At 72.0% G+C, this 12,999-nt stretch carries 12 protein-coding genes; 7 read left to right on the forward strand and 5 right to left on the reverse strand.

The features are described from left to right. Together mdh and ACPXCB_RS05860 are read right to left on the reverse strand one after the other, a co-directional pair. Positions 1-951, reverse strand: coding sequence for a malate dehydrogenase (gene mdh, locus ACPXCB_RS05855; protein WP_425872820.1), 951 nt, complete (start codon positions 949-951; stop codon positions 1-3). A gap of 139 nt (positions 952-1,090) precedes the next feature. Continuing rightward, the gene (locus ACPXCB_RS05860) at positions 1,091-1,951 is read right to left on the reverse strand and encodes a bifunctional methylenetetrahydrofolate dehydrogenase/methenyltetrahydrofolate cyclohydrolase (protein ID WP_425872822.1); all 861 of its coding nucleotides are present in this window, start codon (positions 1,949-1,951) and stop codon (positions 1,091-1,093) included. Positions 1,952-2,382: 431 nt separating this feature from the next. Here ACPXCB_RS05860 and ACPXCB_RS05865 point away from each other — a divergent pair, with 431 nt between their 5' ends. The 5 genes from ACPXCB_RS05865 (at position 2,383) to ACPXCB_RS05885 (ending at position 8,209) form a co-directional block, all read left to right on the forward strand. Continuing rightward, positions 2,383-3,987, forward strand: coding sequence for a peptide ABC transporter substrate-binding protein (locus ACPXCB_RS05865; RefSeq protein WP_425872824.1), 1,605 nt, complete (start codon positions 2,383-2,385; stop codon positions 3,985-3,987). A gap of 86 nt (positions 3,988-4,073) precedes the next feature. Further along, a complete protein-coding gene (locus ACPXCB_RS05870; protein WP_425872826.1) occupies positions 4,074-5,012 on the forward strand; it encodes an ABC transporter permease in 939 nt (312 codons plus the stop codon). A gap of 88 nt (positions 5,013-5,100) precedes the next feature. After that, a complete protein-coding gene (locus tag ACPXCB_RS05875) occupies positions 5,101-6,057 on the forward strand; it encodes an ABC transporter permease (protein ID WP_425872828.1) in 957 nt (318 codons plus the stop codon). A gap of 102 nt (positions 6,058-6,159) precedes the next feature. Next, positions 6,160-7,197 (forward strand): ABC transporter ATP-binding protein, encoded by a 1,038-nt coding sequence (locus tag ACPXCB_RS05880; RefSeq protein WP_425872830.1) that lies wholly within the window; start codon positions 6,160-6,162, stop codon positions 7,195-7,197. Continuing rightward, entirely contained in the window at positions 7,181-8,209 is a 1,029-nt protein-coding gene (locus ACPXCB_RS05885; RefSeq protein ID WP_425872832.1) for an ABC transporter ATP-binding protein, read from the forward strand. The genes ACPXCB_RS05880 and ACPXCB_RS05885 overlap by 17 nt, the downstream gene beginning before the upstream one ends. A 14-nt stretch (positions 8,210-8,223) precedes the next feature. Here ACPXCB_RS05885 and purH read toward each other — a convergent pair whose 3' ends face one another. After that, positions 8,224-9,795: a bifunctional phosphoribosylaminoimidazolecarboxamide formyltransferase/IMP cyclohydrolase gene (gene purH, locus ACPXCB_RS05890; RefSeq protein WP_425872834.1), complete on the reverse strand. Its 1,572-nt coding sequence runs from the start codon at positions 9,793-9,795 to the stop codon at positions 8,224-8,226. After that, a complete protein-coding gene (gene purN / locus ACPXCB_RS05895; protein ID WP_425872836.1) occupies positions 9,792-10,412 on the reverse strand; it encodes a phosphoribosylglycinamide formyltransferase in 621 nt (206 codons plus the stop codon). Before purN ends, purH begins: the two co-directional genes overlap by 4 nt. Before the next feature lie 181 nt (positions 10,413-10,593). On the opposite strand from purN, the gene ACPXCB_RS05900 reads away from it, so the two are divergent. Continuing rightward, the gene (locus ACPXCB_RS05900; RefSeq protein WP_425872838.1) at positions 10,594-10,893 is read left to right on the forward strand and encodes a CD225/dispanin family protein; all 300 of its coding nucleotides are present in this window, start codon (positions 10,594-10,596) and stop codon (positions 10,891-10,893) included. Positions 10,894-10,913: 20 nt separating this feature from the next. Next, positions 10,914-11,558: a DUF4190 domain-containing protein gene (locus ACPXCB_RS05905; protein ID WP_425872840.1), complete on the forward strand. Its 645-nt coding sequence runs from the start codon at positions 10,914-10,916 to the stop codon at positions 11,556-11,558. A gap of 61 nt (positions 11,559-11,619) precedes the next feature. On the opposite strand, the gene ACPXCB_RS05910 is transcribed toward ACPXCB_RS05905, so the two are convergent. Continuing rightward, a complete protein-coding gene (locus ACPXCB_RS05910; RefSeq protein WP_425872842.1) occupies positions 11,620-12,894 on the reverse strand; it encodes a DUF6350 family protein in 1,275 nt (424 codons plus the stop codon). Positions 12,895-12,999 lie beyond the last annotated feature (105 nt).

Here is a 12,999-nt window from a genome sequence, read left to right on the forward strand (position 1 = left end):
TCACATGGAGGCGACGTCGCCCTGCTTGGCGCGGACCGCCTCGGCGGCCTCCTTCAGGCTGGCCAGCTCGTCGGCGTCCAGGTCGGTCTCGACGACCCGCTTGACGCCCTCGGCGCCGATCGCGGCCTCGACACCCAGGTAGACGCCGGAGATGCCGTACTCGCCGTCGACCCAGGCGCAGACCGGCATGACCTCGCCGGAGTCCTCCGCGACGGCCTTGGCCATCCGGGCGGCGGCGGCCGACGGCGCGTAGTACGCCGAGCCGGTCTTGAGCAGCGCGACCACCTCGGCGCCGCCGTTGCGGGTCTTGACGACCAGCTCCTCGATCTGCTCGGCCGGCATGGCCTCACGCAGCGGCTTGCCGTCGACCGTGCTCTGCGACGGCACCGGCACCATCGTGTCGCCGTGCGAGCCGAGGGTCAGCGTCTTCACCGACTTCACCGGTACGCCCAGCGCCTCGGCCACGAAGTTGGTGAACCGGGCGGTGTCCAGCATGCCGGCCTGGCCGAGCACCCGGTTCTTCGGGAACTGGGTGGCGAGCTGAGCCAGCGCGGTCATCTCGTCGAGCGGGTTGGACACGACGATGACGACGGCGTTCGGGGCGTACTTGGCGACGTTCTCGGAGACCTGGCGGACGATCTTCGCGTTCGTCTCGAGCAGGTCCATGCGGCTCATGCCCGGCTTGCGCGGCAGGCCGGCGGTGATCACCACGACGTCCGAGCCCTCGATCGCCTCGTAGCCCTCGCCGTTCGGGCCGGTGGTCGCGCCGACCAGCTTGGTCTCGAAGCCCTCGATGGCGCGCGACTGGTTGAGGTCCAGGGCGAGACCTGCGGGCTTGCCCTCCACGATGTCGGTGATCACGACGGTGTCGAAGACGTCGTACTCGGCCAGGCGCTGTGCGGTGGTGGAGCCGTAGAAGCCGGCCCCGACGACAGTGACCTTCTTACCCATGGTCGTCCCACTCCCTGCTACCAGTCGGTTTTCCGGACCGTATCAGTCATCCTGGCACCGATCAGGTCAGGGGAGGCGACCATCGCCGGGATGGGGCGAACGTCACGGCCGTCCGGCTCCGGGCGGGCCCGGCGGGCGCTCAGTCGCGCTCGGCCCGCTCCACGACGTTGGTCAACAGCATCGCGCGGGTCATCGGGCCGACGCCGCCCGGCATGGGCACCAGCTTGCCGGCCACCTCCGCCGCGTCGCCGGCGACGTCGCCGGTGTAGCGGCCCTTGCCGTCCGGGCCGATGACCCGGGTGATGCCGACGTCGACCACGACCGCGCCCGGCGTGAGCATGTCGGCGGTGAGCAGGCCCGGTACGCCGGCGGCCACGATGACGATGTCGGCGGCCCGGGTGCGCGAGGCCAGGTCGAGGGTGCCGGTGTGGCAGAGGGTCACGGTGGCGTTCTCGCTGCGGCGGGTGAGCAGCAGGCCGAGCGGACGGCCGACGGTGTTGCCGCGGCCGACCACGGCGACCTTGGCGCCGCGCAGCGGCACGTCGTGCCGGCGGAGCAGCTCGACGATGCCGCGCGGGGTGCAGGGCAGCGGGGCGTCGTAGCCCAGGACGAGCCGGCCGAGGTTGACCGGGTGCAGGCCGTCGGCGTCCTTGTCGGGGTCGATCAGCTCCAGCACCCGCTGGGTGTCGAGGTGGCCCGGCAGCGGCAGCTGGACGATGTAGCCGTGGCAGGCCGGGTCGGCGTTCAGCTCGGCGAGCACGGCGTCGACCTGCGCCTGGGTCGCGTCGGCCGGCAGCTCGCGGCGGATCGAGGCGACCCCCACCTCGGCGCAGTCGCGGTGCTTGCCGTTGACGTACGCCTGGGAGCCGGGGTCCGCACCCACCAGGACGGTGCCGAGCCCGGGGGTGATGCCGCGTTCCGCCAGTGCCTTGACCCGTGTCCGCAGCTCGTCCTTGATCTCGGCCGCGGTCGCCTTGCCGTCCAGAAGCGTCGCCGTCACGCCCAGATCGTCTCACGGTCGGCGGCCGGCGATCCGACGACCTGCGCCAAGCCCGCAATGTGACCACTGAGAGTGACGTGCGGTTAATCACTCTGAGTGACACACCGGCCGCCGGGGCCCGCCTGGAACCGGACGCACGGGCGATCGGGGCGGCGAAGGGACACGGTCGGGCCGCGACGGCGCGATCGGGCGGACCGGCCGCGACGGGCACCGACCGCGTCGAGAGTCCCCGCTGCTCAGCGCCGCATTCGCGGGCCACACGGCATTAGCAGACCCGGCCCGCCACGACAAGGCCCCGGCGGTGACTCCGTTATCGGTTCGCAACCCGCCCGTTGTCGATCGCCGGCCGGCGACCTACCGTTGCCCAACGTTGCGCAGCGTAAACCCAGCGCCGGGCCTGACTGCGCAGCGTGAGGAGATGAGGAGGCTACATGCGTGTTCGTAGGCTCGCTGCCTGGACCGCCCTCCCGCTCGCGGTGACCCTGGGCCTGGTGGCCTGCGGCTCGGGCGGCGACGGTGGATCCGGCGAGAGCAACCCCGACGCGGCCGTGCGGATCGAGATCGCCGAGCCGCAGCACCTGGTGCCGACCAACACCAACGAGACGAGCGGTTCGCAGGTGCTCGCCGCCCTGTTCAGCCCGCTGGTCGACTACGACGAGGCCAACAAGCCCCACGAGGTGGCGGCCGAGTCGGTGACGTCCGAGGACAACACGACCTGGACGGTCAAGCTGAAGGACGGCTACACCTTCCACAACGGCGAGAAGGTCACCGCCGACAACTACGTCGACGCCTGGAACTACGGCGCCTACGCCCCGAACGGCCAGAACTCCAGCTACTTCTTCGAGAAGATCGCCGGCTACGAGGACATGCAGGGCGAGACCCCGAAGGCCAAGACGCTCAGCGGGCTGAAGAAGGTCGACGACCTGACCTTCACCGTGACGCTGTCGGAGCCGTACAGCGAGTTCAAGTCCGTGCTCGGCTACACCGCCTTCTACCCGATGCCGAAGGCCGCGTTCTCCGCGCCCGGCGTACTTGCCGAGGGCTACGAGCAGGCGCCGGTCGGTCAGGGCCCGTTCAAGATGAAGGGCACCTGGCAGCACGACGCCAAGGTCGAGGTCGAGAAGTACGACGCCTTCCCCGGCGAGAAGCCGAAGGTGGCCGGCGTCGAGTTCCGGATCTACCAGCAGCCGACCGCCGCGTACGCGGACGTGCTCTCGGACAACCTGGACGTCATCAAGACCATCCCGACCGAGAACCTCTCGACGGCCGGCACCGACCTCGGTGACCGGTTCAAGCAGAGCTCCGCCTCGTCGCTGCAGGTGCTGGCCTTCCCGACGTTCCAGAAGGAGTTCAGCAACCCGGACGTGCGCAAGGCCATCTCGATGGCGATCGACCGGGACGAGATCACCAAGTCGATCTTCAAGGACTCGCAGCAGCCGGCCCGCTCGTTCGTCTCGCCGGTCGTCGCGGGCTACCGCGACAACACCATCGGCGGGGCCGGCGAGTTCGACCCGGCCAAGGCCAAGAGCCTCTACCAGGCCGCGGGCGGCCCGGCGAGGATCGAGCTGTCCTACAACGGCGACGGCGGCCACAAGGACTGGATCGACGCGACCTGCAACCAACTCAAGGCCAACCTGGGCGTGGACTGCGTGGGCACCGCCGAGCCGAAGTTCGCGGACCTGCTGACCAAGGTGAAGGCCAAGCAGCCGGTCGGCCTGTTCCGGATGGGCTGGGTCATGGACTACCCGTCCATGGAGAACTACCTGGGCCCGCTGTACAGCAGCAACGGCTCGTCGAACTACTACGGCTACAGCAACCCCGAGTTCGACAAGCTGCTCGCCGAGGGCGCCAGCGCCGCGAACGAGGACGAGGCGATCAAGAAGTACCAGGCGGCTGAGGACCTGCTGGCGGAGGACCTGCCGGTGATCCCGCTGCGGTACGGCCAGAACAACTTCGGCCACTCCACCAAGGTGACGAACGTGGAGATGGATCTCTTCGACCGGATCGACCTCGTGAAGATCGAGGCCGTCAAGTAACAACCACGGCAGGACGGGTCGGGCCATCGGCGGACGGTGGCCCGACCCGCCTTCCTCTTCGCACTTTTTCCGCCAGACTGCCAAGTATGTTCCGCTTCATCCTGCGGCGTCTGCTCCAGATGGTCCTCGCGTTCTTCGGGACCACGCTGATCGTCTACGCGCTGATGTTCGCCGGCCAGGGCGATCCCATCCAGGCGCTCGCCGGTGAACGCCCGGTCACGGCGGCGCAGCGGGCATACCTGACGGAGAAGTTCCACCTCGACCGGACCGGGGTCGGCGGCTTCTTCTACCGCTACTTCGACTACCTCAAGAACCTGCTCCAGGGTGACCTCGGACAGTCCCTCACCGGGCGCTCGATCGGCGACATCCTGGCCGCCGCCTGGCCCGTCACAGTCAAGCTGGCGCTGATCGCCATGGCGGTCACCATCCTCTTCGGGGTCACCGCGGGCGTGCTCGCCGGCATCCGGCGGGCCAGCATCTTCGACAACTCGACCCTGCTGCTGACCCTGCTGGTGCTCGGCATCCCGACGATCGTGCTCGCGCCGCTGGCGCAGTACCTCCTCGGCGTCAGGTGGCAGCTCTTCCCGGCCACCGCCGGCGCCGACCCGGACCTGTACGCGCTCCTGCTGCCGGGCATCGTGCTCGGCTCGCTCTCCCTGGCCACCGCGCTGCGGCTGACCCGGACGTCCGTGGCCGAGAACCTGCGCGCCGACTACGTCCGCACCGCCCGGTCGAAGGGACTCGTCAAGCGGCGGATCGTCAGCGTCCACGTGCTGCGCAACTCGCTCATCCCGGTGGTCACCTTCCTCGGCGTCGAGCTGGGCAACCTGATGAGCGGCGCGATCATCACCGAGGGCGTGTTCAACATCCCCGGCGTCGGCTTCAACCTCTTCCGCGGCATCCGCACCGAGGACGGTCCGCTGGTGGTAGGCATCGTCAGCGTGCTCGTCGTGGTCTACCTCGTCTCCAACCTGGTGGTGGACGTCCTGTACGCCGTACTCGACCCGAGGATCCGCTATGAGTGAGCGCAGCGAACGAATCGGCAGCGCAGTGTTCGTGCCGGCGCCGAGCGCAGCGAGGTGCGGGCATGAGTGAGCGCAGCGAGGTGCGGGCATGAGTGACTTCGAGACCGTCGCGGCGAGCGAGAACCAGGCCGCGCGGCGGGGGCCGTCGGGTGAGCCCGGCGCGCCGAACCAGGTCGGCGTACCGCAGAAGCCCCGCAGCCTGGCCGGCGACGCCTGGCGCGACCTGCGCCGCAAGCCGATCTTCTGGATCAGCCTCGCCCTGGTGGTGCTGGTCGCCGCCATGGCCGCCGCGCCCGGGCTGTTCACCGCGAACGACCCGCGCGACTGCGTGCTGGCCCGCCAGCACGCCGGGCCGTCCGGCGGGGCGATCTTCGGGTACGACTTCCAGGGCTGCGACACGTACGCCCGGGCGGTCTACGGCGCCCGCGCGTCGCTGCTGGTCGGCGCGCTCTCCGCGCTGCTCACCGGCCTGATCGCGCTCACCGTGGGGATGCTGGCCGGCTACTTCGGCCGCTGGGTCGACGCGGTGCTCTCCCGGGTGATCGACGTCGTCCTCGGCATCCCGCTCCTGCTCGCCGCGATCGTGCTGCTCAAGCGGGTCAACAGCGACAGCTCGGCGGTCCGGATCGGCGCCGTCATCTTCGTGCTGGCGATCCTCGGCTGGACCACCGCCGCCCGCGTCGTCCGCTCCTCGGTGATCACCGCCAAGGAGCAGGACTACGTCGCGGCGGCCCGGATGCTCGGCGCCGGCGACGGCCGGATCATGCTGCGGCACATCCTGCCCAACGCGCTCGCCCCGGCGATCGTGGTGCTGACGATCGCCCTCGGCTCGTTCATCGCCGCCGAGGCGACGCTGAGTTTCCTCGGCATCGGGCTCAGGGCGCCGACCATCTCCTGGGGCATCGACATCGACGCCGGCCGGGTGCACATGCGGGAGTCGGTCACCCCGCTGCTGGTCCCCTCGACGTTCCTGGCGCTGACCGTGCTGGCGTTCATCATGCTCGGCGACGCGATCCGCGACGCCTTCGACCCGAAGTTGAGATGAGGAGCCCCGTGCGCCCCGTCGTCGCGAGCGAGAGGCATGAACCATGCGAGCGCGAGGAGTGAGCGCAGCGAGCCCCGCAGTCGCGAGCGAAAGGCGTGAACCGTGAGTCAGTCCGCCGTCCGGCCCACGCCGGCCTCACCCACGCCCGAGGGCGGGCACCTGCTGGACGTACGGGACCTGCACGTCGAGTTCCGCACCGGCGAGGGCGTCGCCAGGGTGATCAACGGGGTCTCGTACCACCTCGATCCCGGCGAGACGCTCGCCGTGCTCGGCGAGTCGGGCTCCGGCAAGTCGGTCACCGCCCAGGCGATCATGGGCATCCTCGACACTCCCCCGGCCGTGATCCGCTCCGGCGAGGTCCTCTACCAGGGGCGGGACCTGCTGAAGCTGCCGGAGGAGCAGCGCCGGCAGGTGCGCGGCAAGGAGATCGCGATGATCTTCCAGGACGCCCTCTCCGCGCTGAACCCCGTCTTCGGAGTGGGCTGGCAGATCGGCGAGACGCTGCGCCAGCGCGAGGGCATGTCGAAGGCGGACGCCCGTGCCCGGGTCGTCGAGCTGATGGACCTGGTACGGATCCCCGGCGCCGCCAGCCGGCTCGGCGACTACCCGCACCAGTTCTCCGGCGGCATGCGGCAGCGCGTCATGATCGCGATGGCGCTGGCCATGAACCCGAAGGTGCTGATCGCCGACGAGCCGACCACGGCCCTGGACGTCACCGTGCAGGCCCAGATCATGGACCTGCTGGCCGACCTGCGCCGCGACCTCGACATGGCGATGATCCTGATCACGCACGACCTCGGCGTGGTCGCCGGCGTCGCGGACCGGATCGCCGTCATGTACGCCGGCCGGATCGTCGAGCACGCCGACGTCCGCTCGCTGTACCGGTCGCCGGCCCACCCGTACACGAAGGGGTTGCTGGAGTCGATCCCGCGGCTGGACGTCCGGGGTCAGGAGCTCTCCACGATCAGGGGGCTGCCGCCCAACCTGATGCGGATCCCGTCCGGCTGCCCCTTCCACCCCCGGTGCCCGTACGTGCAGCAGGTCTGCGTCGACGTGGTGCCGCACGACCTGGTCCTGGGCGACGGCCGGACCAGCGCGTGCCACTTCGCCCAGGAGGTCCGCGATGACAGCGCCCGCTAGCCCGACCAAGGTGCGCGGCGAGACGATTCTCGCCGTCGACAACGTGGTCAAGCACTTCCCGATCCGGCAGGGCGTGCTCTTCCAGCGGCAGGTCGGCGCCGTCAAGGCCGTCGACGGGGTCAGCTTCGAGCTGCGCCGGGGCGAGACCCTCGGGGTGGTCGGCGAGTCCGGCTGCGGCAAGTCGACGCTGGCCCGGCTGCTGATGCGGCTGGAGACGCCGACCGCCGGCCGGGCCACCCTGGAGGGCCGGGACCTGTTCTCCGCCTCCGGTGCCGAGCTGCGCCGGCTGCGGCGCAACATGCAGATGGTGATGCAGGACCCGTACACCTCGCTGAACCCGCGGATGACGGTCGGCGACATCATCGGCGAGCCGTTCGAGATCCACCCGGACGCCGCGCCGAAGGGCAGCCGGCGGGGCCGGGTACGGGAGCTGCTCGACGTGGTCGGCCTGAACCCGGAGCACATCAACCGCTACCCGCACCAATTCTCGGGCGGTCAGCGGCAGCGCATCGGCATCGCCCGCGCGCTCGCCCTGCGGCCCGAGATCATCGTCTGCGACGAGCCGGTCAGCGCCCTGGACGTGTCGATCCAGGCCCAGGTGATCAACCTGCTGGAGAAGCTCCAGGACGAGTTCGGCCTGTCGTACGTCTTCATCGCGCACGACCTGTCGGTGGTCCGCCACATCTCGGACCGCGTCGCGGTCATGTACCTCGGCAAGATCGTGGAGATCGGCACCGAGGACGAGATCTACGAGCGCGCCACCCACCCGTACACCCAGGCGCTGCTCTCGGCCGTGCCGGTGCCGGACCCGGAGGCCCGCGACCGGCGCACCATGATCCGGCTCACCGGCGACGTGCCGAGCCCGGCCGACCCGCCGAGCGGCTGCCACTTCCGCACCCGCTGCTGGAAGGCCCAGGAGGTCTGCGCCACCCAGGAGCCCCACACGGTCCTCCGCGCGGCGGACCCGCACCCCTCGGCCTGCCACTTCGCCGAACTCCGCCCCTCCCCCTGACCCTCCCCGGGAGGTCAGTGGAAGAAGTGGCGGGTGGAGGTGAAGTACATGGTGATGCCGGCCTCCTTGGCGGCGGCGATCACCTCCTCGTCGCGGATCGAGCCGCCCGGCTGGACGATCGCGCGGACGCCGGCGTCGATGAGGATCTTCGGGCCGTCGGCGAAGGGGAAGAACGCGTCCGAGGCGCAGACCGCGCCACGGGCCCGGTCCGCTCCGGCCCGGCTGACCGCGAGGTGTGCCGAGTCGACCCGGTTGACCTGGCCCATCCCGACGCCGACCGTCGCGCCGTCCCGGGCCAGCAGGATCGCGTTGCTCTTCACCGCGCGTACCGCCCGCCAGGCGAAGGCCAGGTCGCGCAGGGTCGCCTCGTCCGCCGGCTCGCCGGAGGCCAGCCGCCAGTTGGCCGGGTCGTCGCCCTCGGCGTCGATCCGGTCGGCCATCTGCACCAGTACGCCGCCGGTGACCTGCCGCCACTCGGCCGGCAGCGGGTCGAAGGCCGGCGCGTGCAGCAGCCGGATGTTCTTCTTCGCCTGGAGGACCTCCACCGCGCCCTCGTCGAAGCCGGGCGCCACCAGCACCTCGGTGAAGATCTCCGAGACCTGCCGGGCCAGCTCGACCGAGACCGGACGGTTGACCGCGATCACCCCGCCGTACGCGGACACCGGGTCGCAGGCGTGCGCCTTGCGGTGCGCCTCGGCCACGTCGGCCCCGACCGCGATGCCGCACGGGTTGGCGTGCTTGATGATCGCCACCGCCGGCTGGTCGGCGAAGTCGTTGGCCGCCCGCCACGCCGCGTCCGCGTCGACGTAGTTGTTGTAGGACATCTCCTTGCCGTGCAGCTGCTCGGCCTGGGCGAGCCCGGCCGGGCTGGACGGGTCGACGTAGAGGGCCGCCGGCTGGTGCGGGTTCTCGCCGTAGCGCAGCACCGCCTGCCGGCGCAGCGACAGCCCGGCGAAGTCCGGCCAGCCGTCCTCCTCGGGCGCCAGCGTGGCGGCGCACCACTCGGCGACCGCCACGTCGTACTCGGCGATGACGGCGAAGGCCCGGGCGGCCAGCACGCGCCGCTGGGCCAGCGTGAAACCGCCCTCGCCAAGCGCGGCGAGCAGGGCCGGGTACGCGGCCGGGTCGGTCACCACGGCGACCGAGGCGTGGTTCTTGGCGGCCGCCCGGACCATGGCCGGGCCGCCGATGTCGATCTGCTCGACGCACTCCTCGACGCCGGCGCCGGAGGCGACCGTGGCCTGGAACGGGTAGAGGTTGGACACCAGCAGGTCGATGCCCGCGATGCCGTGCTCGCCGAGCTGGGCGACGTGGGAGTCCTTGCGCTGGTCGGCGAGGAGCCCGCCGTGCACCTTCGGGTGCAGGGTCTTGACCCGGCCGTCGAGGATCTCCGGGAAGCCCGTCACCGTCTCGACCGGGGTCACCGGCACCCCCGCGCCGGCGATGGCCGAGGCCGTGCTGCCGGTCGAGACGAGCTCCACCCCGGCCGTGTGCAGCGCCCGGGCCAGCTCGACCAGGCCGGTCTTGTCGTAGACGCTGACCAGCGCCCGCCTGATCGGGCGGCGTTCGTCCTGAGTGGAACTCACGGGACCGTGACCTTCCTTCCGGTGATCGTCCAACCTTCGCGGACCAGGCGGCCCACCTGCTCGACGAGCTGGCGCCGCTCGGCTTCCTTGATGCGCTCGGTGAGCGTCTCGACGTCGTCGTCGTCGTGCACCGGCACGGCGACCTGCGCGACGATCGGGCCGGTGTCCATGCCGGCGTCGACGAAGAAGAGCGTGGCGCCGGTGACCTTCACGCCGTAGGCGAGGGCGTCGCGCGGGCCGTGGATGCCGGGGAACGCCGGCAGCAGCGTGTTGTGCGTGTTCAGGTAGCGGTCGCCGAAGGCGGCCAGGAAGCGCGGGCCGACCAGCTTGAGGAAACCCGCGGAGACGACCAGGTCGGGCCGGTGCTCGGCGACGCGGGCGGCCAGCGCGGCGTCCCAGTCCTCGCGGCTGGGGTGGTCGGGGACCCGCTCGACGAAGGTCGGCACACCGGCCGCGGCGGCCCGGTCCAGACCCGCGATGCCGTCCCGGTCGGCGCCGACGGCCACCACCCGGGCCCCGTACGCCGGATCGGCGCTCGCATCGAGCAGTGCCTGGAGGTTGCTCCCGGAGCCGGAGACGAGGACGACGATGCGGGCGACGGGCGCGGGCTCGGTCACCGGGCCACCCTATCGGGCCTGCCGCAGCGTCCATCCGCTGGGCATTGCGACATTCACCGACGACGCGAATGGCCCGGACCAGGTACGCTGCCGGTCGCTCGGGCCCGGCGCGCGTCGGCCCGCACCCGTCAGTGATCCGACGCCCCGCGGGGGTGTCGAGTGGAATGAGGAGTACGCCGAAATGCAGCCCGGATACCAGCCGCAGCAGCCGCAGGTCAACAACAACATGACGATGTCGATCGTCGCCATCTTCCTCTTCTGGCCGCTGGCCATCCCGGCGATCATCAACGCCTCCAAGGTGAACCCGCTGCTCCAGCAGGGCGACTACGCCGGGGCCCAGGCCGCCGCCGCCGAGTCGAAGAAGTGGTCCAAGTGGGCGCTCATCGTCGGCATCAGCTGGTACGTGATCGTGCTGGTGTGCTGCCTGCTCGGTGGGCTCGCCGGTGTGATGGGCGGCGACACCTCCACCAGCAGCTACTGACAGATCGGACGAGGAGTCGCATGCAGCCCGGTTACCCCGGACAGGATCCGTACGGCCAGCAGCCGCACCAGGATCCGAACGCACCGCACCACGACCCGTACGCCCCGCCGCCGGCGGCGCCGTACGGTCAGCAGCCCGCCTCCGGGCAGCCGAACGACCCGTACGCCGCGCCGCAGGATCCGTACGGCCAGCAGAACCCGTACGGCCAGCAGGACCCCTACGGCCAGCCGCCGACCTCGGGCCAGCCCTACGGCCAGCCGCCCACTTCGGGTCAGCCGTACGGGCAGCCGCCCACCTCGGGTCAGCCGTACGGGCAGCAGCCGTACCAGGACCCGTACGGCCAGCAGGCGTACTCGCAGCCGCCCATGTACCCCAACGCGGGATTCGCCGCGAAGGGGCCGGGGCAGCAGCAGAACACCCTCGGTCTGGTGTCCATGATCCTCGGCATCGCCTCGATCCCGCTGGTCTGCTGCTACCTCGGCATCCCGCTGGGCATCGGTGCGCTGGTGACCGGGTGGATGGGCAAGCAGAAGGCCGCCCAGGGGTTGGCCGACAACAACGGTCAGGCCCTCGCCGGCCTGATCTGCGGCGCCATCGGCGTCGTGCTCGGCCTGCTCCAGATCGTCTTCCTGGGCTTCAGTCTGACGCTGCCCAACCAGCCCTGACCGTCATGCGACAGGGGCGTCCCGGCCCGTCCGGGGCGCCCCTTCGGCGTCTCCGGCCCCCTCAGCGGGGCGCGCGGGACAGCACCCGGGTCGCGGCGGCGCCGACCAGCGCCCCGACCGTGACGACCCCGGTCGCCACCGCCGCCACCTGCCAGGCGACGGGCCCCACCTGGGCCAGCCGGCCGCCGCCGAGCGATCCGGCGGAGGCCGCCGCGGCGGCGCCCAGCAGCAGACCGGCCACCGGGCCGGCGAGCGCCGCCGCCCCGAGCAGCGGCCCCCAGCGCAGCGGTGCCCGGTCGTCGGCGGCGAGCCGGAGCAGCCGGCGGGCCAGCAGCCAACCCGCGGCCATCCCGGCGAGGACCGGCACCGCGAGCAGCCCGGCGCCGAGCCCGTCGACCGGCCCACGCGGCAGCCCGGCCAGCAGCGGTACGGCCGGCAGCGCCCCCACGGAGACCTCGCTGGTGCGTACCGCCGTGTCGGTGCCGACGGCGAAACCCGGGCCGAGCAGGTAGCTGACCGACCAGACCGTGGCGTTGGGCGCGTAGGCGAGGCTGACCAGCGTGATCCCGGCCTGGCCGGCGACCCCGGTGCGGTAGGCCCCGATCAGGTCGGCGGCGTCCCCGCCCCCGGTGGCCACGGCGAGCCCCGCCGCGCCGGCCCCCGCGCCGAACAGCAGCAGCCCGGCGACGAGCCCGGTGCGGATCCCGTCGCGCAGCGCGTCCGGGGACCGCGCGGCGAGCAGGCCGGCCACGCGCGTGGTCCGGGCCGAGCCCACCAGGGCCCCGAGCGTGCCGAGCACCAGGAGGGTCAGCCCGGCGCGCACCGGTGACGCGCCGGCCAGCACCGCGCCGAGCACCCCGAGCAGCGCGTACGCGACGCCGACCGCGCCGGCGGCGAGGAGCGCCTGTCGGGGCGACCGGCCGCCCCGCGCGCCGATGGCCCGGCTGGCGTGCACGCCCGCCCGGGTCAGCCGCCAGACGACCAGGGCGGTCAGCGCCAGCGGGGCCAGCCCGAGCGGGCCGGCGGCGGTGTCCAGCGGCACGCCGTGCCCGAGCAGCCAGCCGGCCAGCGCGGCGCGCAGCGCGCCCGGCACGGAGGCGGCACCCTCGCTGAGCTGGAACAGCCAGAGCACGACCACGACCGGCAGCCAGGAGGTGAGCGCCGCCCACCCGGCGGCGACCCCGGCGGCGACGACGAGCGGGGCGCGACTGCGGCGCGGCTCGCCGGCGCGCTGCGCGGGCACCCGGCGGCTCCGCCCGACGGGCGCGGCCGGCCGGGCGCCGGGGCCGACGTCGGCGCCGGGACGGCTGGGCTGATCAGGGGTGACGGAGGACATCGCGTCTACTCTGGCATGCCGGGCCGGCGGTGGCAGTCCGATACCGCCCCGCAGCGGCGACGAGTTCCGTGATCCACCATCTCGGGCCCCCGATCAGGTCTAGCC

This window comes from Micromonospora sp. DT62 (assembly GCF_049847285.1).
In the GTDB taxonomy this organism is placed as follows: domain Bacteria; phylum Actinomycetota; class Actinomycetes; order Mycobacteriales; family Micromonosporaceae; genus Micromonospora; species Micromonospora reichwaldensis.

What these genes read in the sequence shown, in the direction of transcription:
- mdh (WP_425872820.1), bottom strand. Translation starts at nt 951, where the DNA reads ATGGGTAAGAAGGTCACTGTCGTCGGGGCCGGCTTCTACGGCTCCACC.
- ACPXCB_RS05865 (WP_425872824.1), top strand. Translation starts at nt 2,383, where the DNA reads ATGCGTGTTCGTAGGCTCGCTGCCTGGACCGCCCTCCCGCTCGCGGTG.
- ACPXCB_RS05870 (WP_425872826.1), top strand. Translation starts at nt 4,074, where the DNA reads ATGTTCCGCTTCATCCTGCGGCGTCTGCTCCAGATGGTCCTCGCGTTC.
- ACPXCB_RS05875 (WP_425872828.1), top strand. Translation starts at nt 5,101, where the DNA reads ATGAGTGACTTCGAGACCGTCGCGGCGAGCGAGAACCAGGCCGCGCGG.
- ACPXCB_RS05885 (WP_425872832.1), top strand. Translation starts at nt 7,181, where the DNA reads ATGACAGCGCCCGCTAGCCCGACCAAGGTGCGCGGCGAGACGATTCTC.
- ACPXCB_RS05900 (WP_425872838.1), top strand. Translation starts at nt 10,594, where the DNA reads ATGCAGCCCGGATACCAGCCGCAGCAGCCGCAGGTCAACAACAACATG.
- ACPXCB_RS05905 (WP_425872840.1), top strand. Translation starts at nt 10,914, where the DNA reads ATGCAGCCCGGTTACCCCGGACAGGATCCGTACGGCCAGCAGCCGCAC.
- ACPXCB_RS05910 (WP_425872842.1), bottom strand. Translation starts at nt 12,894, where the DNA reads ATGTCCTCCGTCACCCCTGATCAGCCCAGCCGTCCCGGCGCCGACGTC.